General features: G+C 70.5%; 19 protein-coding genes. 2 read left to right on the plus strand and 17 right to left on the minus strand.

Annotated features, from left to right (window positions below):
- Positions 1–23: 23 nt before the first annotated feature.
- The 14 genes from NZH93_RS03205 to NZH93_RS03270 all read right to left on the minus strand — a co-directional run bounded on the left by NZH93_RS03205 (position 24) and on the right by NZH93_RS03270 (position 14,575).
- Positions 24–1,457, minus strand: a complete 1,434-nt coding sequence (locus tag NZH93_RS03205; protein WP_259621349.1) for an NAD-dependent succinate-semialdehyde dehydrogenase — start codon at positions 1,455–1,457, stop codon at positions 24–26.
- Positions 1,454–2,686, minus strand: a complete 1,233-nt coding sequence (locus NZH93_RS03210) for an iron-containing alcohol dehydrogenase (RefSeq protein WP_259621350.1) — start codon at positions 2,684–2,686, stop codon at positions 1,454–1,456. The genes NZH93_RS03205 and NZH93_RS03210 overlap by 4 nt, the downstream gene beginning before the upstream one ends.
- Positions 2,687–2,715: 29 nt before the next feature.
- Positions 2,716–3,693 carry a cyclase family protein gene (locus NZH93_RS03215; RefSeq protein ID WP_259621351.1) on the minus strand — a complete coding sequence of 326 codons (978 nt, stop codon included), beginning with the start codon at positions 3,691–3,693 and terminating at the stop codon, positions 2,716–2,718.
- Complete coding sequence (locus tag NZH93_RS03220) at positions 3,680–4,456, minus strand: IclR family transcriptional regulator (RefSeq protein WP_259621352.1); 777 nt, start codon at positions 4,454–4,456, stop codon at positions 3,680–3,682. Before NZH93_RS03220 ends, NZH93_RS03215 begins: the two co-directional genes overlap by 14 nt.
- A 63-nt stretch (positions 4,457–4,519) precedes the next feature.
- The gene (locus NZH93_RS03225) at positions 4,520–5,584 is read right to left on the minus strand and encodes an extracellular solute-binding protein (RefSeq protein WP_259621353.1); all 1,065 of its coding nucleotides are present in this window, start codon (positions 5,582–5,584) and stop codon (positions 4,520–4,522) included.
- A 262-nt stretch (positions 5,585–5,846) separates the two neighbouring features.
- Positions 5,847–6,980: an ABC transporter ATP-binding protein gene (locus NZH93_RS03230; RefSeq protein ID WP_259621354.1), complete on the minus strand. Its 1,134-nt coding sequence runs from the start codon at positions 6,978–6,980 to the stop codon at positions 5,847–5,849.
- Positions 6,977–7,813: an ABC transporter permease gene (locus NZH93_RS03235; protein ID WP_259621355.1), complete on the minus strand. Its 837-nt coding sequence runs from the start codon at positions 7,811–7,813 to the stop codon at positions 6,977–6,979. The genes NZH93_RS03230 and NZH93_RS03235 overlap by 4 nt, the downstream gene beginning before the upstream one ends.
- On the minus strand, positions 7,813–8,670 hold the full coding sequence (locus NZH93_RS03240) for an ABC transporter permease (protein ID WP_259621356.1): 858 nt from the start codon (positions 8,668–8,670) through the stop codon (positions 7,813–7,815). Before NZH93_RS03240 ends, NZH93_RS03235 begins: the two co-directional genes overlap by 1 nt.
- Positions 8,671–8,826: 156 nt before the next feature.
- On the minus strand, positions 8,827–9,612 hold the full coding sequence (locus tag NZH93_RS03245) for an SDR family NAD(P)-dependent oxidoreductase (RefSeq protein ID WP_259621357.1): 786 nt from the start codon (positions 9,610–9,612) through the stop codon (positions 8,827–8,829).
- A 69-nt stretch (positions 9,613–9,681) separates the two neighbouring features.
- Positions 9,682–10,482 carry an HpcH/HpaI aldolase family protein gene (locus tag NZH93_RS03250; RefSeq protein ID WP_259621358.1) on the minus strand — a complete coding sequence of 267 codons (801 nt, stop codon included), beginning with the start codon at positions 10,480–10,482 and terminating at the stop codon, positions 9,682–9,684.
- Positions 10,479–11,396, minus strand: a complete 918-nt coding sequence (locus NZH93_RS03255; RefSeq protein ID WP_259621359.1) for a cupin domain-containing protein — start codon at positions 11,394–11,396, stop codon at positions 10,479–10,481. Before NZH93_RS03255 ends, NZH93_RS03250 begins: the two co-directional genes overlap by 4 nt.
- Complete coding sequence (gene kce / locus NZH93_RS03260) at positions 11,393–12,352, minus strand: 3,5-dioxohexanoate:acetyl-CoA acetone transferase (RefSeq protein ID WP_259621360.1); 960 nt, start codon at positions 12,350–12,352, stop codon at positions 11,393–11,395. Before kce ends, NZH93_RS03255 begins: the two co-directional genes overlap by 4 nt.
- Entirely contained in the window at positions 12,349–13,272 is a 924-nt protein-coding gene (locus tag NZH93_RS03265) for a DUF6282 family protein (protein ID WP_259621361.1), read from the minus strand. Before NZH93_RS03265 ends, kce begins: the two co-directional genes overlap by 4 nt.
- Positions 13,273–13,600: 328 nt before the next feature.
- A complete protein-coding gene (locus tag NZH93_RS03270; protein WP_259621362.1) occupies positions 13,601–14,575 on the minus strand; it encodes a GNAT family N-acetyltransferase in 975 nt (324 codons plus the stop codon).
- Positions 14,576–14,878: 303 nt separating this feature from the next.
- Here NZH93_RS03270 and NZH93_RS03275 point away from each other — a divergent pair, with 303 nt between their 5' ends.
- Positions 14,879–16,429 (plus strand): GMC oxidoreductase, encoded by a 1,551-nt coding sequence (locus tag NZH93_RS03275; RefSeq protein WP_446697478.1) that lies wholly within the window; start codon positions 14,879–14,881, stop codon positions 16,427–16,429.
- 25 nt (positions 16,430–16,454) lie between these two features.
- Here the strand turns inward: NZH93_RS03275 and NZH93_RS03280 are convergent, their stop codons facing one another.
- The 3 genes from NZH93_RS03280 to NZH93_RS03290 form a co-directional block, all read right to left on the minus strand.
- Positions 16,455–16,934 carry a carboxymuconolactone decarboxylase family protein gene (locus tag NZH93_RS03280; protein ID WP_259621363.1) on the minus strand — a complete coding sequence of 160 codons (480 nt, stop codon included), beginning with the start codon at positions 16,932–16,934 and terminating at the stop codon, positions 16,455–16,457.
- A complete protein-coding gene (locus tag NZH93_RS03285; protein WP_259621364.1) occupies positions 16,931–18,010 on the minus strand; it encodes an NAD(P)H-dependent amine dehydrogenase family protein in 1,080 nt (359 codons plus the stop codon). Before NZH93_RS03285 ends, NZH93_RS03280 begins: the two co-directional genes overlap by 4 nt.
- A 237-nt stretch (positions 18,011–18,247) precedes the next feature.
- Positions 18,248–20,374, minus strand: coding sequence for a 2Fe-2S iron-sulfur cluster-binding protein (locus NZH93_RS03290; RefSeq protein ID WP_259621365.1), 2,127 nt, complete (start codon positions 20,372–20,374; stop codon positions 18,248–18,250).
- 183 nt (positions 20,375–20,557) lie between these two features.
- Between NZH93_RS03290 and NZH93_RS03295 the strand changes: the two genes are divergently transcribed.
- Positions 20,558–21,130, plus strand: a complete 573-nt coding sequence (locus tag NZH93_RS03295) for a TetR/AcrR family transcriptional regulator (protein ID WP_259621366.1) — start codon at positions 20,558–20,560, stop codon at positions 21,128–21,130.
- Positions 21,131–21,173 lie beyond the last annotated feature (43 nt).

Below are 21,173 nucleotides of genomic sequence, written 5' to 3' on the forward strand. Positions count from 1 at the left end.
GGAGAGCGGTTCCCCCGCCCTGCCTAGGAGGTCTCGCTCAGGGCGATGTACTTCTCCTCCAGGAACTCCAGGATGCCGTCGGAGCTGCCCTCCCTGCCGAGCCCGCTCTGCTTCACCCCGCCGAACGGCGCCGCCGGGTCGCTCACGACCCCGCGGTTGACCGCGACCATGCCCGCCTCCAGCCGCCGGGCGACGGCGACGGCCTCGCGCTCCTCGCCGAACACGTACGCCATCAGGCCGTAGATGGTGTCGTTCGCCATCCGCACCACCTCGTCGACGTCGTCGTACCGCACGACCGCGACGACGGGACCGAAGATCTCGACCGCGTTGATGGACGACCCGTGCCGCACGTCCGTCAGGAGGGTGACGTCGTAGAAGGCCCCCTTCTCAGAGGACTTCCCGCCGTGGACGAGCGTCGCGCCCTCCTCGACGGCGGTGTCCACGATCGCCGCGACCTTGTCGCGCTCGGTGGTCGAGACGAGCGCCCCGACCTGGTGCGAGCGGTCGAGGCCGGGGCCGACCGTCAGCGCGGCCAGTTCGGCGGTCAGCCTCTCGACGAACTCGTCGTGCCGCGAACCGTGCACGTACACGCGGTTGGCGGCCGTGCAGGCCGCGCCGCCGTTGCGCATCTTCGCCGTCATCGTGCCCTCGATCGTGACGTCCATGTCGGCGCCGGGGAGCACGATCAGCGGCGCGTTCCCGCCCAGTTCCATCGAGGCGCTCACCACGCTGTCGGCGCAGGCGTGCAACAGGTCGCGGCCGACCTCGGTCGACCCGGTGAACGAGAGCTTGCGCACCTCCGGCCGGTCGATCATCCCGGCCACGAGGGGTCCGGTCGGCACCGGGGTCACCAGGTTCACCACACCGCTCGGCACCCCGGCCCGCCGCAGCACCTCGACCACGTACGCCGCCGTCAGCGGGGTTTCCCTGGCGGGCTTGAGGATCGTCGCGCACCCGGCCGCCAGCGCGGGGGCGAGCTTCCTCGTCGCCATGGCGGCGGGGAAGTTCCACGGGGTGATCAGCAGCGAGACGCCGATCGGCTGGCGGTCGACGATGATGCGCTTGTCACCCGCGGGCGAGAGCCGGTACTCCCCTGGGATCCGCACGGCCTCCTCGGCGAACCAGCGGAAGAACTCCTTGGCGTAGTTGGCTTCGCCAACCGCGTCGGCCCAGGACTTGCCGTTCTCGCGGACGATGATCTCGGCGAACCGCTCGACCTCGGCGGTGAGCACCTCGTAGGCGGACCGCAGGAGTTCGCCGCGTTCCCGCGGCGGGGTGGCGGCCCAGCTCTCCTGGGCGTTGGCGGCGGCGTCGACGGCGTCCGAGCAGTCGGCCTCGGTGGCGGCGGCGAAGCGGGCGATCACGCTGGAGTCGGACGGGTCGACCACGTCGAAGCGCTCGCCACCGCCGCCGGGGCGCCACACGCCGTCGATGAAGAGGTCGGCGAGGTAGGTCATCGGTCGCTCCGTTCCGCGAGGGTCCCGGTGTGGGCGTTGTGGAGGATGTCGAGCAGCACGGCCTGGTCCACCGGGATCGGCGCGATCGCGATCAGCCGAGCGGAGCGGGAGGCCAGCTCGGCGAGCTGCGGCAACTGCTGCCGGGAGATCCCGATCTCCTGGAGCGACGCGGGAACGCCGATCGCGTGGTTGAGCGCGACGATCGAGGAGATGGCGTCACGGGCCTTGTCGTCCACAGTGGACGACGCGGACCCGAGGGCTCCGCCGACCGCCGCGATCCGCTCGACGACCCCGGTGTCGGACAGGCACGCCTGGAGCACGTACGGCAGCAGCAGCCCGGTCCCGAGGCCGTGCGGCGTCTTGGTGGCCGCGCCGATCGGGTACTGGAGGGCGTGCGAGAGGTGCGTCCCGGTGGCGCCGAACGAGACGCCCGCGACGAGGCTGCCGAAGGCGACCTCCTCCCGCGCCCGGCGGTTCCCCGGTTCGTCGACCGCCACCGGCAGCGAGGTCCCGAGCAGTTCGACCGCGCGCAGCGCCAGCACGTCGGAGAACGCGTTGCGGCCGGTGAAGACGGGGAGCGTCGTGCCCCAGGAGGGGTCGAACTGGACGGCGGTGAACGACTCGACCGCGTGGACGAGCGCGTCGACGCCCGCGAACGCGGTCACGCTCCTCGGGGCGCCGAGGGTGAACTCCGGGTCGACGATCGCGGTGGTGGGGATCAGGTACGGGCTCGATATCCCCACCTTCATCTCCCGCTCGGGGTCGGACACCACGGCGACGGGCGTCACCTCCGACCCCGTCCCGGCGGTCGTCGGGACGGCGACCACGGGCAGGGACGGCCCCGGCACCAGGTTCTCGCCGTAGTACCGGCTCAACGGGCCGCCGTGCACGGCCAGCAGCCCGACCAGCTTCGCGGCGTCCAGCGCGCTGCCACCGCCCACGGCCAGGATGACGTCGGGCTGGTGCTCGCGGGCGAACGCAGCCGCGGCCTCCAGCGACGCGGTCGGCAGTTCCGGCAGGACGTCGCTGTGCACGGCGACGTCGAACCCGTCCTCCCGCAGCCGGGTGAGCACCTCGTCGAAGATCGTGGACCCGATCAGGAACGGGTCGACGACCGCGAGCACCCGGTGGCCGCTGAGGCGGAGCACCTCGCTCAACTGCTCGCGCGTCCCGTAGCCGAAGTGGACGCGGGTCGGGAGCCGGAGCGTCCCGGTCATGACGTGGTTCATCGTCCTCCTGCCTCGATGTGCGTCGGGCCCTACTTGAACGCGAGCGCGTTCGGCGGCGACCCCACCCCGCCGACGAGGTTCAGCGGCTTGCACGTCAGGAAGAACTCGTGGACGCCGTCGGCGGCGCAGTCGGCCGCGAGGTCGTCGAGCTTCCAGAGCTCGCCCATCGCCATGCCCAGCAGCGCGATGAGCGGGCGGTGCAGCATCCCGCTGTGGTCCACTCCCCGCTCCGGGGGCCGGTCGTCCGCGGAGCGGAAGTCGGACTCGACCACGGGGTCCGCCTCGACCGCCAGGTTGTCGGCCGCGACGAGGGCGATCTCGTGGTCCCAGAGCCAGCGCAGGACGGATTCCCGCTGCGCCAGCCCTGGTGATCTGTTGCGCTTGGTGAACTCCACGCGCTCCTCGACGGTCTTCGCGGTGTAGTTCTCGGCCCACCCGGTGCGGAGCAGCAGGATGTCGCCGCCCCGCCAGTCGACGCCCTGCGACCGCGCGACCGCGTCGAGCATCGCGTCGTCGATCGCGATCGTCTGCTCGCAGTCGTACGGCAGGCCCTCGGAGGCGAAGTAGCGGGGGACGTCGAGCAGGACACCCCGGCCCGCGATGCCCGACTGCGCCCAGTTGTGGATGCCCAGCGCCGTCGAGCTTTCGTTGTTGTCAGCGGCGGGGAGCCCCCCGTAGAAGCCGTGCTCCGGGTGCCCGATGTGCCGCAGCGCGTCGAGCTGCGAGGTGGACTGGAGGTAGAACGAGTCGAGCCAGTCGTCGCGGTGGAACTCGTTGTTGGCGAAGACGTGGTGCTCGGTGCGGGGCCTGGTCCCGGTCGGGTAGGGCTCGAAGGCGTTGACCGGGTAGTCGAGGTTGAACCGGCGTCCGGTGCGGACCAGCCTGGCGGCGGCGGCAACCCGTTGGGGGGTGAGGAGGTTCACCGTGCCGAGCTGGTCGTCCCGCCCGAAGACGTCCCAGCTCGACCCCGCGGTCTCGGCGTTCGACAGCTCGTCATAGGTCGGCAACACGATTCCTCTCTTGGCCGCCCAGTTCGGCGCTGAGCGCGGCGGCGGTGTTCACCAGCTTGGCGAGGGTGGGCGACCCGGACGAGAGGTCGGCCATCTGGTCGGCTCCGAGCAGCGCGATGGTGGCGCAGATGCCGTACTCGTCGAACACCGGGGCCGCCGCGGCGAACAGGCCGTCGGAGTGGCTCACGATGCCGTAACCGTTGCGCCGGGCCATGAAGACCGCGGCCTCCACCTCCGCCCGCTTGGCGTCCGAGATGCCCTCGGTGGCCCGCTCGAACGCCTGCTCGTCCTGGCAGGACAGGAAGACCCTCATCTGCGCGGAGCTGAGGTCGAGCTGGGTTCCGGTGTGGACGGTCACGACGACCGTGCGGCTGAGGTCCTCGTTGACGAGCGCCACGACCGGCCCGTGCGCGCCCCAGACGGCGAGCACGGTGGTGGTGCGGACGGCGGCGCTGAGCTCCGACAGGTACGGCGGGGCGATCTTGATGACCCGCCGTTGCAGCGCGTGCATCCCGAGCTGCAACATCATGCCGCCCAGGACGAACGTGCCCCGCCGGTGCCCGCGCTCGAGGATGCCCGCCGTGACGAGCGAGGTGCAGTACCGGTACGCCGTCGTCCGGTTGAGCCCGAGCCGCTCGGCCACGTCGGCCGCCGTCAACTCGGTCGTGTGCGGGCCGAAGAGCGAGCAGATCTGGCCGACCCGCTGCACGGCCTGGATGTCGGAGCCGGAGGCGTCACCGGTCGAGTCAACGTTCGTCATGGCAGAACTGTAGTTCACATCGAGAACAGAATCGGTGCGAGATGCGGGTTTCCGCGCCACACCTCAGCCCACCAGCCAGTTGCCGAGCTTGGTCGTGACCGCGTCGAAGTTCTGCGAGTACCAGTCGATGTCCTGGATCACCGACTTCCCGGTGTTCACCGGCCCGTTGACCTCCAGGAGCTTGCCGTTCTCGGAGAGGTTCGGCTTGGCGTTGAGGTTGATCGGCACGACCGCGAGGGCCTCGGCGATCTTCGCCGCGGGCTCGGGCTGCACCAGCGACTGGAGGAAGTCCTCGGCCGCCGCCTTGTGCTTCGAGCCGAGCGGCACGGCGAGCGCGTTGAGGGTGACCACGGTGGTGTCCCAGACCATCTTGACGTTCTTCTTGTCGTTGAGCAGGGAGATCATCCGCGAGTCGGGGAGGAGGAACATGTCGACCTGGTCGGCGCTGGCCGCCTGCTGCAACGCGCCGACGTTCGCGGCGAACAGGGTGTCCTTCCGGATGGTGTCCCACTTCCTCAGCGCGCGGTCGACGTCGAGCGGGTAGATCTTGTCCGGCGCGACGCCGTCGGCGAGCAGCGGGAACTCCAGGATCCCGTTCTGGAGGTTGGTGATGACGCCGCGCTTGCCGGGGAACTTGCCCGTGTCGAAGAAGTCCTTCAGCGTCTTGGGGCCCTCCGGGTACTTGGCCGCGTTATAGCCGAAGATCGTGGCGTTCGACCAGTTGCCGACGTAGCACTCCCCGATCGCCTGCGGCGTGAAGTCCTTGGGGTCCAGCTTGGGCACCGACAGCTTCTCGAAGAGCGTCCCGCAGTTCTGCTTCGCGGCGGCGGGCGCCACCGACATGACGTCCCACTGCACGACGCCCGCCTGCACCTGGGCCTTGACCTGGGCGACGTCGGCGGGCGAGGAGTTGGCGAAGGTGATGTTGGGGTGCGCGGCGGTGTAGGGCTCCTGGAACGCCTTGATCTGCGCGTCCTGCCCGGACCCGCCGTAGGAGACGAACGTGAGCTTCTCCGGGCCACCGGTGCCGCTGGCGCTCCCGTCGTCGGCGCTTCCGCAGCTCGCCAGCAGCAGCGTCGCCACGGCGAAGGTGGCGCCCGCAAGGGCGGTTCTTGATCGAGACACCATTGTCCAAACCTCTCGTGGGGAGCCTGCCTGCCAGCCGATCGACACTTGTTCACCAGGTGAACTTACGACTCCGTGATGTGAACAGAATAGCCGCGAATGCCTGGTAGGTACAGCACTGAAGCCCTGAACGGCCCTGTTCGTGGCCGAAACGCGTCCTGCGATCCGCGGGTCCGCCAGTACGCGGGCACGCGAACGGAACGCGCCGTCGGGGGACGGCGGCGCGTTCCGTTCGGACGATCGGGCGGGGAGGACCGGGCCCCGGTCAGGCCGCGACGATCCGCTGCGCCCTCGGCCGCCACCACACCACGACGTCGTCGCCGATGGCGTAGTCGCCGCGGAGCGCGCTGACGCGGGCGCGGCCGAACAGCCCGCGGTCCCCGATCGTGAGCAGCAGCGTGCGGTACGAGCCCATGTACTCGACGTCGCGAACCGCCGCCCGCACGGCGTTGGCGCCGACGGGCACGGCGTCGCGCCCGGCCGCGACCTCGACGTCCTCGGGTCGCACGACGATCGCGCTCCCCTTGCCGACACCGGGGTGCGCGGCGACGGTGGCGGGGTCGACGCCCCAGCTCTCGCCCTCCCACGCGACGGCCCCGCCGAGGTCGGCCTGCCCGAGCTCGAACACGTTCGAGTCGCCGAGGAACCTGGCGGTGAAGAGGGTCTCCGGCTCGGCGTAGAGCTGCTGCGGCGTGCCGACCTGCTCGATGCGCCCGTTGTTGAACAGCGCGATCCGGTCGGCGAGGTTCATCGCCTCCTCCTGGTCGTGCGTCACGAAGACGAACGTGGACCCGACCTCGCGGTGGATCCGGCGGATCTCCGTCTGCAACGCCGACCGCAGGTTGCGGTCGAGCGCGCCGAGCGGTTCGTCCAGCAGGAGGGCCTTGGGTTCGAAGACGATCGCGCGGGCCAGCGCGACCCGCTGCTGCTGCCCGCCGGAGAGCTTCGACGGGTGGGTGTCGTCGCGGCCGGTCAACTGCACGAGTTCCAGGACCTCGGCGACCTTCCTGGCGATCTCCTGCTTGCCCACCTTGCGCTGGCGCAACGGGTACGCGACGTTCTGCGCGATCGTCATGTGCGGGAACAGCGCGTAGTTCTGGAACAGCATGCCGAGGTTGCGGCGGTGCGGCGGCACGTCGCTCACGTCGGCCCCGTCGAGCGAGATCGTGCCCGCGGTGAGGGTCTCGAACCCGGCGATGAGGTTCAGCGTGGTCGTCTTGCCCGACCCGCTCGGCCCGAGCAGCGTCATGAACTCGCCGGGCTCGATCGTCAGCGAGATGTCGTCGACCGCGGGGGCCGCGAGCCCGTAGTCCTTGGTGACGCCCTCCAGGCGGATCTCGGTGCCCCGCTTGGTCTCCCGCGGCGATCCGGTGACCTCCACGGTGGTCTGACGTGTCATGGTCGCGGCTCCTGTCGACTGCCTGCCCGGCCGCGGAGCAGCAGGGGCAGGATGAAGATGATGGTCACGGCCACCACCATCAGGCTCGATGCGGCCGAGATCGTCGGGTCGATCTCGACGGTGACGCTGTTGTACATCTGGACTGGCATGGTCTGGAACAGCGGGGAGCGCAGGAACAGCGCGATCACGACCTCGTCGAACGAGACGATGAACGCGAAGATCCCGCCCGTCAGGACGCCGCGGCTGATCAGCGGCAGCGTCACGCGGACGAACGAGGTCAGCGGCGAGGCGCCGAGCGACGCCGAGGCCTTCAGCAGCCGCTGGTCGAAGCCGCCGAGCGCCCCGGTGACGGAGACGAGCACGTACGGGACGGCGATGGCGGTGTGCGCGAGCACGTACCCGGTCACCGTGCCGGTGAGCCGCCAGCCGAGGAACGAGATGTACACCGCGACCGCGACGACGATCGCGGGCGAGACGATCGGCACCATCAGCAACGTGCGGACGAACCTGGCCGCCCTGCCGTCCAACCGGGACAGCGCCACGGCCGCCGCGGTGCCCACCGTCGTGGCCAGCACCGCGGTGAGCGAGGCGACCAGGAACGAGTTGCCGAGCGAGTCGAGCCACACCGGGTTCGTGAAGAAGTTCTCGTACAGCCGCCACGAGAAGCCCGGTGGCGGGAACTGGAACGTCGTCGCGGAGCTGAAGCTCATCGGGATGACGAACAGCGTCGGCAGGATGAAGAAGGCGATGACGAGGCCGCCGACGACCTTGAGCCACCACGGGATCGGGTCGACGGTGTCGGGTCGCCGACGGGTGCGCGCTGGGCTGCTCATCATCGGTCCTTCGGTTGGCTGGTCGCGACCACACCGATCGCGGACACGGTGCCGCCCACCCGGTTCGCCCACACGACGAGCACGAGCGTGATGACCAGCACGACCATGCCGAGCGCTCCCGCGGCGGCGAAGTCGAGCAGGAGGGTGGTGCGCTGGGCGAGCAGTTGGGCGACGAGCGACTGCTGCGGCGACCCGAGCAGGGCGGGTGTCACGTAGAACCCGAGGCTGAGCGTGAACACCAGCATCACGCCCGCCATCACCCCGCCGCGGGACAGCGGCCAGAAGACCTTCCAGAACGCGGCCGTCGGGGACGAGCCGAGGCCCCTGGCGGCGAGCAGCAGCTTCCGGTCGATCGCGCCGAGCGTGCTGAACAGCGGCAGCACCATGAACGGGAGCATCACCTGGGTCATCGCGATCGTGACCCCGGCGGTGGTGCCGTAGAGGACCACGTCGTCGATGCCGACGGCCTCGAACGCGCTCTGCACCGGCCCGCCGTCCTGGAGGATGATGATCCAGGCGAAGTTGCGGGCCATCACGGACGTCCAGAACGGGATCAGCACGACCACCAGCAGGATCCCCCGCGTGCGGGCGCTCACCCGTGTCATCAGGTACGCGTACGGGTAGCCGAGCAGCAGGGCGGCGATCGTCACCGTGGCGGCGGTCAGCGCAGTGCGCCCCAGCACCGTCATGGTCACGCCGTCGGTGAAGAGGTGCTCGTAGTTGGCCAGCGTCAGGTCCGGGTTGGACACGCTGCGGACGAAGGTCTTGCCGAGCGGTACCAGCAGGATTCCGGCCAGCAGGGCGAGCGCGGGCACCAGCGGGAGCCAACTCGACCACCTGATCTTGTTCGAGGACATCCTTGTCCCCTTCCGGCTCGAAGCTGACGGCCAGTAAAGCAAGCCGTTGTTCAGGTCGCAATCGTGAGGTTCAGATCGTGAACTCTCTGTGGCCAGAGTGCACGCGAACAGCGGAAACAGGCGAAATTTGACTTCGCATCCCGAACACGGACCGTGTCAGGCGCTGTACCCGCCGTCGACGGGCAGGACGACGCCGCTGACGTGGCTCGCGCGGTCGCTCAGCAGCCACGCGGCGGCGTTGGCCGTCTCGGTCGTCGTGCCCGCCTTCCGCAGCGGGACCGCGGCGAGCCTGCGCTCCACGGCCGCCGGGTCCTCCGCCCGCCACTTCGCGAACATCGGGGTCTCGGTCGGGCCGGGGGCGATGACGTTGACGCGGATGCCGAGCGGCCCGTTGTCGTGGGCCGCCGTGCGGGTGAGGCCGATGACCGCGTGCTTCGTCGCCTGGTAGGCGCCGAGGCCGGTGTTGCCGCGGAACCCGCCCACGCTGCTCGTGTTGACGATCGACCCACCGGACTCGCGCATCGCCCGGATCTCCTCGCGCAGGCACAGCCAGACGCCCTTGACGTTCACCGCCATGACCCGGTCGAAGTCCTCCTCCGACACGTCGTCGAGCCTGCCGTACTGGTTGACGCCCGCGTTGTTGAACGCGCCGTCGAGCCTGCCGAACCTGGCGAGCGTCGCGTCGACGAAGCGCGCGACGTCGGCCCCGACGCTGACGTCACCCGCGGTGTGGGCCACGTCGTGGCCCGCCGCGGTGAGGTCGTCGGTGAGCGCCGCGAGCGTCTCCTCCGAGCGCGCCGCGATCATCACCGAGGCGCCCTCCTCGGCGAACACCCTCGCGGCGTCGGCCCCGATGCCGGTGCTCCCGCCGACCACGAGGACGACCTTGCCCGCGAGCAGCCCGGTTCCCGACTGCGTCTGCGCCTGTGCGTTGTCGGACAAGGTGTCCGCCTCCCGGTTCTCGGTGTGATCTTGGTGCCGACCCTGGCACGACGTGCCGGTTCGTGCCCGTCAGCGGTGTTCGCCCGCCGGTCGGCCGACCGACCGTCCCGCCCGGACGGCGGCGGCAGCGGCGGCGCCGAGCAGGCTGGCGTCGTTGCTGAGCATCGTGAACGTGTACCCGGCCTCGACGGCGGCCCGCACCGACTGCTCGGTCGCCCCTCCGGCGTTGCCGATCGGCTTGCCCGCGGCGGTGCAGCCCGCGATGGCCAGTGCGATCAGCTCGACGACGCGGGGGTCGCCCTCGGTGGTCGACTCGGAGGTGCTGAGGTCCGCGGCGCCGACGAGCAGCGCGTCCACACCGTCCACCGAGGCGATCTCCTTCGCCGACCTGGCCGCGTCCGCGCTCTCGACCTGCGCGATGAACACGACCTCCTCCTGGCCGAAGCGCAGGTACTCGGCCCGGTCCAGCGCGCCCCAGGCACCCGCGCGGCTCGTCGCGCCGACACCCCTCGTGCCCAGCGGCGGGAAGCGGACGGCCCGCACCGCCGCCTCGGCCTCGGCGACCGTGTCGACGTGCGGCAGCATGATCCCCTCCGCGCCCGAGTCGAGGACGCGTTGGACGACGCCGGCGTCCAGCGCGGGGATCCGCACGATCGGCGCCACGCCCAGGTGGCTCGCGGTGCCGATCAGCCGGTAGGCCGTCTCCAGGTCGATCGGCGAGTGCTCGAGGTCGATCACCACGAAGTCGAAGCCCGCCAGCGCGATCAGCTCGACGCTCTCCACCACCGGGAGCTTCACCCACGTGCCGAGCGCGGGCCCGTCGGGACGGGCGAGCGCGGCGCGGAACAGGCTCCTGCGCGGCGCCGTCATCGGGCGGGGTAGTCGGTCGCGTTGAGCACCCAGCCGGGACGGGCGGAGAAGTCCTGCCGCGGCGGGGAGAAGATGTCGACGAGCTGCTGGTGCGGTCCGACGCCCTGGGTCGTGTGGACGCTCGGCGGCGGGATGACGGTCACCGACGGTGAGCCGACCCGGCCGTGGTCCTCGGGCCGCCAGGCGGTCGAGTCCGGCCCCCACGGGTACTGCATGTGGTGGATGAACTCGCCCTTGAGCGCCAGCGAGAGCTGTTCGAAGTCGTCGTGGTGGTGCGGGGAGAGCTTGAGCGGGTCGCGCGGCGTGCGCTCCTCGGCGAGGAAGTTCACCATCAGGTTCGTGGTCCGGAAGATCCGGCCGAACCTGCCCTCGGCGATCGGCGTCTCCGCGAGCCGGTGGACGCGCAGCCGGAAACCGCCCACCGGGTCCGGCCACGGCACGAGCGGGGCGCAGCGCGGGTCCGGCTCGGCGTAGGCGTCGGCGTTGGCCGCCGCGGCGCGCAGGTCCTCGGCGACGGAGGAGAACACCCGGATGACGGGGCCCGCGGTCCGCGCCTCGACGACGCTGTCGCCCGGCGGGACCACGACGAACGCCTCCTCGGCCACCTCCGCCTTCTCGCCGCCTGCGACGACCCGGATCGAGGCGCTGTCGGAGTGCAGCAGGAGGGCGTACTCGTCGGGCTGGTCGTCGCGGATGAAGCAGTCGCCCGCGACCGCGTCGGTGTAGGCGAGCACCACGTTCTGCCCGCGCACGACCCAGGTCCGGCTGCCCGCGGGGCTGACGGTGGTCGGCGGCTGACCGGTGAACTCCAGGTACTGGGCCGCGGCGACGGGGGTGGACGGGTCGACCGCCACCCGGTCGGGCGGGACGCTCGCCAACTGCGACCTGATGTCGTCCTTGGCGTACATCGTCATGTCGACACCTCTCGTGATCGTTGGGTGGTGGTGTTCCGCGCGCCCTTGAGGACCAGCGCCTTGCGGACGTCGGCGGGCGTCGCGATCTCCTTGCCCAGTCCGGTGAGGACCTCCCGGACCTTGCGCACCTGCTGGGCGTTGCCGGTCGCCTTCTCGCCCTTGCCGATGTACAGGTTGTCCTCCAGGCCGACGCGCACGTGACCGCCCAGCCACGCGCTGTGCGTGCAGAACTCCAGTTGGTGGCGGCCCGCGGCGAAGGCGGAGAAGTGGTAGTCGTCGCCGAAGAGCTTGTCCGCGATGGCGACCATGTGCGTGAGGTTGGCGTGGTCGGCCCCGATGCCGCCGAGGATCCCGAAGACGCCTTGGACGAGGAACGGCGGCTTGGCGAGACCGCGGTCGGCGAAGTGGGCGAGGGTGTACAGGTGGCCGATGTCGTAGCACTCGTACTCGAACCTGGTCCCGCCCCGCTCCCCCAGCTCCCGCAGCGAGTACTCGATCTGCTCGAAGGAGTTGATGAACGGCTTGCGGTAGGTGTTCTCGACGTAGGGCTTCTCCCACGCGTGCTTCCAGTTCGTCACCTTGTCGGCGATGCCGGAGTAGACGAAGTTCATCGAGCCCATGTTGAGCGAGGCCAGCTCGGGGCTGAACCGGGCCGCCGCGGCGAGCCGCTCCTCGATGGTCATCGACGACGCGCCGCCGGTGGTGATGTTGACGACCGCGTCGCACGCCGCCGCGATCGGCGGGATGATCTCCTCGAACACCTCGGGTTCGAACGCGGGCCTGCCGTCCTCCGGGTGCCTGGCGTGCAGGTGGATGACGGCCGCTCCGGCCTCCGCCGCGGCCAGCGACTCCTCGACGATCTGCTGGGGCGTGATCGGCAGGTGGTCGCTCTGCGACGGCACGTGGACCGAACCCGTCACCGCGACGCTGATGATCACGCGGTCCGCGGCGATCACGACGGGTCGTCCTCCAGGCCCAGCAGGAACGCGGGGTTGCCCGCGATCATCCGCCGGACGTCCTTCTCGGGCACACCGTGGTCGAGGAGCGCCCCGACGAGGTAGAGGTAGCCGTCGACGGGCAGCGGGTTGCCCTCCTGGCCGAGGTCGGACGAGATGACCGTCCTCTCGGGACCGACGCGGTCGATCCAGTCCAGGAGCTGCTTGATCGGCCACCCGATCGCGGTCACCTCGGGGTGGTACATGGCGATCTCGTGCTCGACGTAGGCGCCGAGCCCCACCAGTTCCTCGATGTCGGACTCCGACGCGCCGACGATGAAGTCGGGGTGCTGGAGGAGCAGCCGCCGGACGCCCTTGTCCTTGGCGACCCGGAACAGCGCCTTGGCGGGCTCGCCGCCCAGGTGGCCGCCGGTGAGCAGCGCGCCGGTCTCGGCGACGATGTCGACGACGCCGCGCGTGCCCGCCGAGACCTCCCCGGACTCGTCGAAGATGGACACCTCCGTCTCGGCCAGGTCGATGGCGGCCGCGGGGAAGTCACCGCCGTGGCTGTGGTGGTCGATGTGCTGGCGCGAGCACGTGGTCGGCGCCCAGACGCACCGCCCGCCCATCCGCAGGCTCATCGCGACGGCCGACGGGTTCATCCCGCCGACCTCGCTGTTGAGCGCGACCCCGCCGTACACCGGCGTCGGCGCGTCCGCGAGCCAGGTGCTCATGGCGAGCAGGTCCATCACCGTGTTGTGGTGGTGCGACTTGACGAGGATCGCCCGCATGCCGATGCGCGCCCCGTCGTAGGAGGCCTCGACGTGGTTCAGCCGCCGCGGGAACGGACTGGGCCCCGAGTGGCAGTGCAGGTCCACGGCGCCGTTCAGGACCTTCAGCAACGCCGGTGAGACCGGCTGCGCTTCCCCGGCTGAGAGCATGTGCGACCTCCGTGAGGTACGGACTGTGAACAGTTCGTTCAGCATACGGATCGCACTGGACCCTGTCTACGACAACGACGATGCGCGCCTGCCCGCGACCAGGGCCAAGGGGCGCCCAAAAGGGCGCCTGGCCAGCGCTGATGACCGAAGTGGACTTGTGTCGCAGCAGCCATGAGAGGCAGCGGAATCGGTGGCCAGACCTCAAGACCGGGTGTTCTCACCGGTACAAAGAGGACAACATGTTCACTATGCGGATTGCCTGCACGTCACGGTGAACAACGGTGATGCCGGACCGGACCGACCCGGTCCGCCACCCCGGCAGGTCGGGTCAGACCTCCAGCGCCCAGCGCACGTGCCCCGTCGTGGGCACGAACCCGGCCTTCTCGAAGATCCCGGACGCCCCGAAGGGGCTCGCCGAGTCCACGCTGGCGCTCGCGCGGTCGTACCCCTGGTCGGCGGCGGCCCGCAGCGCGTGCCCGATCAGCGCGCCGGCGACACCGCGCCGCCGATGGGCCCGCACCGTTCCGACGAGCATGAGGTGCGCGTCGCGAACGCCCGTGGCGGCCGTGTCGGCGTCCCAGCACATGGTCACGACCAGGCCAACCGGAGCCCCGCTCGCCCCGTCCCGGAGCAGGAAGCTGACCTCGGGCCGGAACGTCTGGTTGGTGATCTTGTTCCGCCACTGGTCGGCGGGCATCGGCGCCGAGCCCCAGTGGTCCTCGAACGACTCGTTCCGGACGAGCCGGAAGTCCTCGTCGTTCTCCTCCGACCACGCCTCGACCCGCAGCCCGTCGGGCATCGCCGCGTCGCCGAGCGCGCCGGCCAGCGGGTGCTCCAGGTACCGGTAGTACCGGACCGGCGCGAAGCCGCGGGAGCGGACGAGTTCGTCCACCCCGGCGATGTGCTCCGCCTTGTGGACGTCGACCACGAGCTTCAGCGCCGGGTGGTGCAGCGCGTGCACCACCTCCGCCGCCGCCACCCCGGCGTCCAGCAGCCTGGCGCCGACACCCCGGCGGCGGTGGTCGGGGTGGACCCCGCCGTCCAGGAAGACCCGGTGGACCTCCTCCGCGACCGGCCGGTAGCGGATCTTCATGTAACCGACCATCACGTCGCCGTCGAACGCGGCGAGGCTCGCGCGCTCCAGGTCCGCGTAGGGGTCGACCAGCTCCTGGAGCGTGTCCTCCTCGTCGTAGTTCTCGCCGATCCGGTCGACGGTCTCGATGGCGTTGAGGAGGTCGGCCGACGCCTTGGCGTCCTCGGTGGTGAGGGGCCGCCACGTCAGGGAGGGGGGCTGTTCGCGCATCCGGTCGACGCTAATCCGGCGCGGACCGGTTGTCGCCCCGTTTCCCCGGCCGCGCACGGCAAGGGCTTCCCACGGCCGCGACCAGGCGATCTTCAGCCGCTCCCGGCACCACCGCCCGCCCCTCACGTCCGAGGTGAACCGGTACCGGAAGGTAGTGACTAACCGCGCAACCCCCGGTATAACTTGTTCTCATAGGTCAAGAGTGAGGAACATCACATGACCAACACAATGACGTGTGCCAATGGTTTCGAGGGCTTAACCCGACGCACCTTCATCGCTGGAACCGGTTCTATTCTTGGGGGCGTGGCCCTCGGCGGTCACGCTTCCGCGGCACGAGCTGAAGCCGCGGCCCCTCCCATAGCCGACGCGGCCACCGTCCCCGCACTGGTGATCGGCACCGGGTACGGCGGTTCCGTGGCGGCACTCCGCCTCGCGCAAGCGGGGGTCGACGTCCACATGGTCGAGATGGGCATGGCGTGGGACACGCCCGGCTCCGACGGGAAGATCTTCGCCAACACCACGACACCCGACCAGCGGTCGTTCTGGCTCCGCACCAGGACGAAGCAGCCGCTGAGCAACTTCCTCGGGTTCCCCATCGACAAGGCGATCCCGCGCTACACCGGGGTCCTCGACGCCGAGGAGTTCAGCGGCATCACCGTCTACCAGGGCCGCGGCGTCGGCGGCGGGTCGCTCGTCAACGGCGGCATGGCGGTCACGCCCAAGCGCGAGTACTTCAGCGGCGTCCTGCCCACGGTCAACGCCGACGAGATGTACAACGTCTTCTACCCGCGCGCCAACGCCGAACTGGGGGTCAGCTACATCGACCCGGCCTGGTTCGACACCACCGAGTGCTACCAGTACTCCAGGGTCGGTCGCAAGCACGCCCAGCGGTCCGGCTTCCCGTTCGTCTACGTGCCGTCCGTGTACGACTGGACGTACATGAAGCAGGAGGCGGCCGGGACCGCGACGAAGTCGGCGCTGGCCGGTGAGATCCTCTACGGCAACAACCACGGCAAGAAGTCGTTGCAGAAGACCTACATCGCGCGGATCAGGGCGACCGGCAGGGTCACCATCTCGCCGCTGCACAAGGTCACCTCGGTCGCGCCCGCGACCGGTGGCGGGTACACGGTCACCATCGACCAGATCAACACCAACGGCGACACGGTGGCCACGAAGATCGTGACCGCGGCCAAGGTGTTCTTCGCGGCGGGCAGCGTCGGCACCAGCAAGCTGCTGGTCAAGCTGAGGTCCACCGGCGCGCTGCCGAACCTGAGCGCCGAGGTCGGCAAGGGCTGGGGCGACAACGGCAACGTCATGTGCGGACGCGCCAACCACCTGTGGGACCCCACGGGCAGCCTCCAGTCGTCGATCCCCACCGCCGGTATCGACAACTGGGCGGCCGGGGGCGCTTTCGCCGAGGTGGCACCGCTACCGACCGGGATCGAGACCTTCGCCTCGTTCTACCTGTCCATCACCAAGAACACCAACCGCGCCGAGTTCTCCTGGAACGCCGCCGCGGGCAAGGCCGACCTGAACTGGCAGACCGCCTGGAAGGAACCGTCCATCACGGCGGCGAAGACGATCTTCGACAAGATCAACTCGAAGGAGGGCACGATCTACCGGACCGACCTCTTCGGCACCTACAAGATCTGGGGCGACCACCTGACGTACCACCCGCTCGGCGGCGCGGTGCTCAACAGGGCCACCGACAACTACGGTCGCCTGCTCGGGTACGCCGGTCTGTACGTCGTGGACGGCGCGCTGATCCCCGGCAACACCAGCGTGAACCCGTTCGTCACCATCACGGCGCTCGCCGAGCGCAACATCGAGAAGATCATCGCCACCGACCTGTGACGACGGTCCTCCGCGGGAACCTGGCTCAGGGCTTCGGCAGCACGCACGCGGTGTCGAGGCCCAGCACGCGGTTCAACCTGCCGAACGCGAGCCACGAACCGATGCTCATGCTCAGCTCCACGATCTCCACCTGGCTGTAGTGCGCGGTCATCCGGGACCAGAACTCGTCGTCGATGCCGTGGTGATCCAGTGCGTACCGCTCGGCGTACTCCGCGGCCAGCCTGGTGCGGTCGTCGAAGGCGTCGGTGGTGCGCCACTGGGTCACCGCGTCGGCGAACTCCTCCTCGACCTTCTGACCGTCCCGGTCGGTCCGCCAGTCGAGGCAGAACAGGCACCCGTTGATCTGGGCGACCCGCAGCCGCGCGGCCTCGAACTCGCGCAGCCCCAGGGTGGTGTGGCTGTACACCGACAGCGAGAGGTTCGCGGCGGCGATCCCGATGCCGGGGACCATCTCGCCCCACACGTAGCCGATCGGGTCCTTGCCCTGCGGGATGTCGATGTTCATCGTGGTGTCCTTCCGAGCTTGCCGACCGCGGGCCGCAACGGGATGTCGAGCGCGTCGTAGAGTCCGGGCTCCGCCTCCACGAGCCAGTCGATGGCGTTCACCAGCCGACCGATCGCGGTCGCGTTCCCGCCTGCGGCGCGGTTCTCGCCCTCGTCGGTGGCCTCGACCGAGACCTCGATGCGCGGGCGCCCTTCGACGATCACCTTGTGAGCGCCCGAACCGGAGGGTGGCACCGGCCAGTCCGGCGCGCACGAGGCGTGGATGCGCGTGACGTGCTCGACGACGATGAGCGGTTCGCCGCCGACGATCCCCTGCACCTCGAACCGCACCGCACCCTGCGTGCCCGCCTCGAACTCGCCCATGGTGCTGGTCGTCACCGTCGTGTCGAGCGCGCGCCGGTCCACGGTCTCGCGGATCTCGTCCAGTTCGACGCCCAGGGCCCTGGCCATCAGCCGGACCTGCCCGCCCCACACCATGGTCGGGACCGTCGCCATGAGCATCGGCGCCTGGTAGTCCATCGGCTGGCCGAAGCCGATCAGGAACCGCACCGCGTCCGGCTGGTCGTAGGTGGAGTAGTCGAAGATCTCCTGGCAGCGGATCCCGTCCACGACGCTGCCCAGCCCGCTGATCAGCAGCGGCAGCACGTCGTTGCCCCAGCCGGGATCGACGCCGGAGACGAACAGCGAGCCCCCGCCAGCCGCGATGGCGGCCAGCACCGGCTCCCGCGACTCCGGCGGGGTGCTGAGCTTGTCGTAGAACGCGTACAGGGAGGGGGTGACGACCACCGCGCCCGCCCTGACCGCCCTGGTGATGTCGGCGAGTGCGTCGTCCGGCCGGATGTCGCCGGACGCCGCGTACACCACGGCACCCGGACTCGCGGCCAGCACCGCGTCGACGTCGTCGGTCGCCGCCACCCCGAGTTCGGCCCCGATCTCGGCGAGGTCGCCCGCGTCGCGGCCGACCTTCTCCGGGTTGTGGACGAGCACGGCGGTCAGCTTCAGCGCTGGATTGGCCTCGACCGCGCGGATGGCCGCTCGGCCCATGTTCCCGGTACCCCACACCACTGTGGCGATCATGTGTTGCAGGCTAACGAAAGCGCGCATCGGTGCATAGCGCGGCGACGATCCCGGTCCAATGTCCACCCGTGGGGAGCAGCCGCCGTCCACCGGCGAAAACCATTGCTGCCTTTGGCGTATCAAGCCGATCGTTGGTGCGCCCCCGCTACTCGCGGTGGTCGTCGGACCGCGTCCGGCACGACGACCCCCGCTTCTCTCCACAGTGGATCTACCGCAGGCTGGGTGGACGCCCGCCGATCAAGGCTCGGCGATGTCCAGCGTGACCTTGGACAGCGGACTGCCCACGCACGTCAGGACGAACCCGTCGGCCACCTGCGCCGGTGTCAGGCAGTTCGGGCCGCTCATCGCGACCTCCCCGCCGCGCAGCCGCACCACGCAGTCACCGCAGTTGCCGACCGTGCACGAGTACGGCATCGGCAGCCCCGCCGCGAGCCCGGCGTCGAGGAGCGTCTGACCGGGCTCCACGACCGCGGAGCCGACCTCGTGCTCCCCGTCCTCCACCACCATCTCCTGCGGCGCGGTCGTGGTGGCCGCCGTGTCCGCTCCACTCGCGTAGCTCTCCCGGTGCACGTGGTCCCCCGGCACACCGAGTTCGGTCAGGACACCCCGGACCACGTCCATCAACGCCTCGGGGCCGCACAGGTAGTACCGGGCGTCCTCCGACGGCCGCAGCGCGGTGAGCCACCCCCGCACGCCCGCGGCGTCGAGCCGTCCGCTCCGCCGCGTCAGGACGTCGGTGACCGACAGCCGCTCCGGGTTCCCCGCCACCAGACCGCGGAGTTCGGCGGCGAAGATGACCTCCTCCTCGTCGCGGTTGGCGCAGAGCAACGAGGTCCGGCCCGCGGACGGTGCCGCGAGGCGGGTGCGGATCATGCTCATCATCGGCGTGACACCGCTGCCCGCCGCCACCATCACGACCTCGTGCGCCGCCGCCGGGTCGACGTGGAACGCCCCGGACGGACCGCGCACCGACAGCCGGTCCCCGGCGCGCAGGGTCCGGTGGACGTGGGTGGAGAACCGACCGCCCTCCACCTGCTTGACCGTGACCTCCAGCCGCGACGACCCCGGCGCGGACGACGCCGAGTAGGCGCGCCGAGCCGTCCGCCCGTCGATGTCCGTGACCAGCGTGAAGAACTGCCCCGGCCGGAAGTCGAAGGGAGCGGGGCCCTCGGCGTCCTCCAGCACGAGGGTGACCGCGCTGGGCGTCTCCCGGCGCACCTCGGCGACCCGTACCTCGCGCAGCCGGTTCCCCACCTGCTCGACGGCCGGGCCCGTCGACCGCCCGTCCCGCCGCGGGCCGACCTGGACGTCGTCGTAGCCCTCCTTGCGCAGCCCGGCCCCGTAGGCGCGGTTCATCACCAGCCGCAGCACCCGGCCGATGCCGGGGATCGCCGCGACGCCCTTGAGGACGCGGGCCACCAGGCCCTTCTCGGCCCCCGCCAGGTTGGTGGCGAGGTGGTCGCCCGCCAGCACCATCAGGTCCGGCACCGCGCCCCGGTCGACGTGCGCCGCCGCGGTCCACACCCACGAGCGCGCCACGGCGTCGGAGGCGGTCACCTCGGCGTGGTCGACGTCGATGACCAGCGCCGCGTGCGGTGGCGTCCCGCGCAACGCCATCGTGGCCAGCAGCGCGGGGTCGTCGGTGATCGAGCCCCGGCCGCTGACGTGCAGCACACCGGACCGGCCGGGGACCAGTGCGGCGAACGAGAGCCGGTCGTCCCGCAGCAGGTTGTGGAGGCTGTCCGCGCGCTTGTTGCCCTTGCGGTCCGGGATGGCGAGCGTCCGGCCGTCGAGGATCCGCGCGACGGTCCCCCGGTCCCCGCGCGGACTGGTGTCCCCGCCACCCGAACCGTCCCAGGTGGACAGTGCGAGGAACGGCGCGGCGGCGAGGAACTCCGCGACGCCGGGTCCGGACAGCGGACCCTCGATCCCGGTCACCGGCTCGGGCCGCGTGGTGGCGGGCGGCTGCCACAGACCCGCGCGGATGACGGCCTGCGCGCAGTGCACGTACGCCTCCTGGATGTCGACGAACGTCTCGGCACCCTTCCTCTTGGCGACGGAACCGTTGACGCGCAACGTCTCCCCGACGCCCGGCAGGAGGAAGACGAACGACACCGGGCCGTGCGCCTCGCCGTCGGGCAGGGTGAACGAGATCCGCGTGGGCGAGTGGACGCGCACGAATCCCGGTGCGCCACCGAGGAACGTCGTGCGGCTCGCACCGCGGGCGTCGCGGTAGCCGAAGCCCGCGAGCGGGGAGTGCGCCAGCACGGCCCGGCAGCCGTCGTCGAGGGCGCCGATCTGCTTCAGCATGATCATCGATGGCGGCTTCCCCAGCGCCGCCTCGACCTCTTCGACCGTCGTCATGCGGTGGAGGCCGCTCGACCGAACCGGGATCACGAGACACCGCCCGGATTCGTGTTTTCGCAGTTCATAGGACTATTGTGAGCATTAGCTCAGCTAATTTCCACTCGCTTTTGCCGTCCATTGAGGAGGACCGGGATGCCCTCGGCCGACCGCCGCTTAGAGCCACGTCGGAAGCCCCGCCAGGTGCGCGCCGAACTCACGCGCGACCGCATCCTCACGGCGGCTGCTCACGTTTTCGCCGAGAGCGGGTACGCCGCGGGCACCACCAACCGCATCGCCGAACGCGCCCGCGTCTCCATCGGCTCGCTGTACCAGTACTTCCCGAACAAGGACGCCATCCTCGCCGAACTACTGGTGCGGCACATCGACCGCGGCACCTGGACGGGCGCCGACGAGCTCGACCTCTCGCCGGGGACGCTGGAGGCGACGGTCCGGGCGCTCGTCCGCGACGCGATCGACAACCACAGCGACGACCCCGCGCTGCTCCGGGTGATGATCGAGGAGGCGCCGGTCTCGCAGGAGCTGCGCGACACGATCGACCGGCACGGCAAGCAGCGCACGGCCCAGGTCCTCGACGTCGTCGTCCGGCACCCGGACGTCCACGTGGGCGACCCCGCCGTCGCCGCGGAGATGATCCTGCTCACCGTGGAGATCAACACGCACAAGTTCATGGCGGACAGGGGAACCACCCCCGTCGAGACGTTCGAGGACGAGCTGGTCGCCATGGTGACCCGCTACCTGCGCGGCGACCGGTAGCCACGCGGTGGTGGGGGCGTCCGCGGACGGCCCCACCCACCCC

The organism is Umezawaea endophytica, assembly GCF_025061645.1.
In the GTDB taxonomy this organism is placed as follows: Bacteria; Actinomycetota; Actinomycetes; order Mycobacteriales; family Pseudonocardiaceae; genus Umezawaea; species Umezawaea endophytica.

Bases quoted from the DNA above. Each gene is read 5' to 3' on its own strand.
- NZH93_RS03205 (WP_259621349.1), bottom strand. From the start codon at position 1,457: ATGACCTACCTCGCCGACCTCTTCATCGACGGCGTGTGGCGCCCCGGC.
- NZH93_RS03210 (WP_259621350.1), bottom strand. From the start codon at position 2,686: ATGAACCACGTCATGACCGGGACGCTCCGGCTCCCGACCCGCGTCCAC.
- NZH93_RS03220 (WP_259621352.1), bottom strand. From the start codon at position 4,456: ATGACGAACGTTGACTCGACCGGTGACGCCTCCGGCTCCGACATCCAG.
- NZH93_RS03225 (WP_259621353.1), bottom strand. From the start codon at position 5,584: ATGGTGTCTCGATCAAGAACCGCCCTTGCGGGCGCCACCTTCGCCGTG.
- NZH93_RS03230 (WP_259621354.1), bottom strand. From the start codon at position 6,980: ATGACACGTCAGACCACCGTGGAGGTCACCGGATCGCCGCGGGAGACC.
- NZH93_RS03235 (WP_259621355.1), bottom strand. From the start codon at position 7,813: ATGAGCAGCCCAGCGCGCACCCGTCGGCGACCCGACACCGTCGACCCG.
- NZH93_RS03240 (WP_259621356.1), bottom strand. From the start codon at position 8,670: ATGTCCTCGAACAAGATCAGGTGGTCGAGTTGGCTCCCGCTGGTGCCC.
- NZH93_RS03250 (WP_259621358.1), bottom strand. From the start codon at position 10,482: ATGACGGCGCCGCGCAGGAGCCTGTTCCGCGCCGCGCTCGCCCGTCCC.
- NZH93_RS03255 (WP_259621359.1), bottom strand. From the start codon at position 11,396: ATGACGATGTACGCCAAGGACGACATCAGGTCGCAGTTGGCGAGCGTC.
- NZH93_RS03265 (WP_259621361.1), bottom strand. From the start codon at position 13,272: ATGCTCTCAGCCGGGGAAGCGCAGCCGGTCTCACCGGCGTTGCTGAAG.
- NZH93_RS03270 (WP_259621362.1), bottom strand. From the start codon at position 14,575: ATGCGCGAACAGCCCCCCTCCCTGACGTGGCGGCCCCTCACCACCGAG.
- NZH93_RS03280 (WP_259621363.1), bottom strand. From the start codon at position 16,934: ATGAACATCGACATCCCGCAGGGCAAGGACCCGATCGGCTACGTGTGG.
- NZH93_RS03285 (WP_259621364.1), bottom strand. From the start codon at position 18,010: ATGATCGCCACAGTGGTGTGGGGTACCGGGAACATGGGCCGAGCGGCC.
- NZH93_RS03290 (WP_259621365.1), bottom strand. From the start codon at position 20,374: ATGACGACGGTCGAAGAGGTCGAGGCGGCGCTGGGGAAGCCGCCATCG.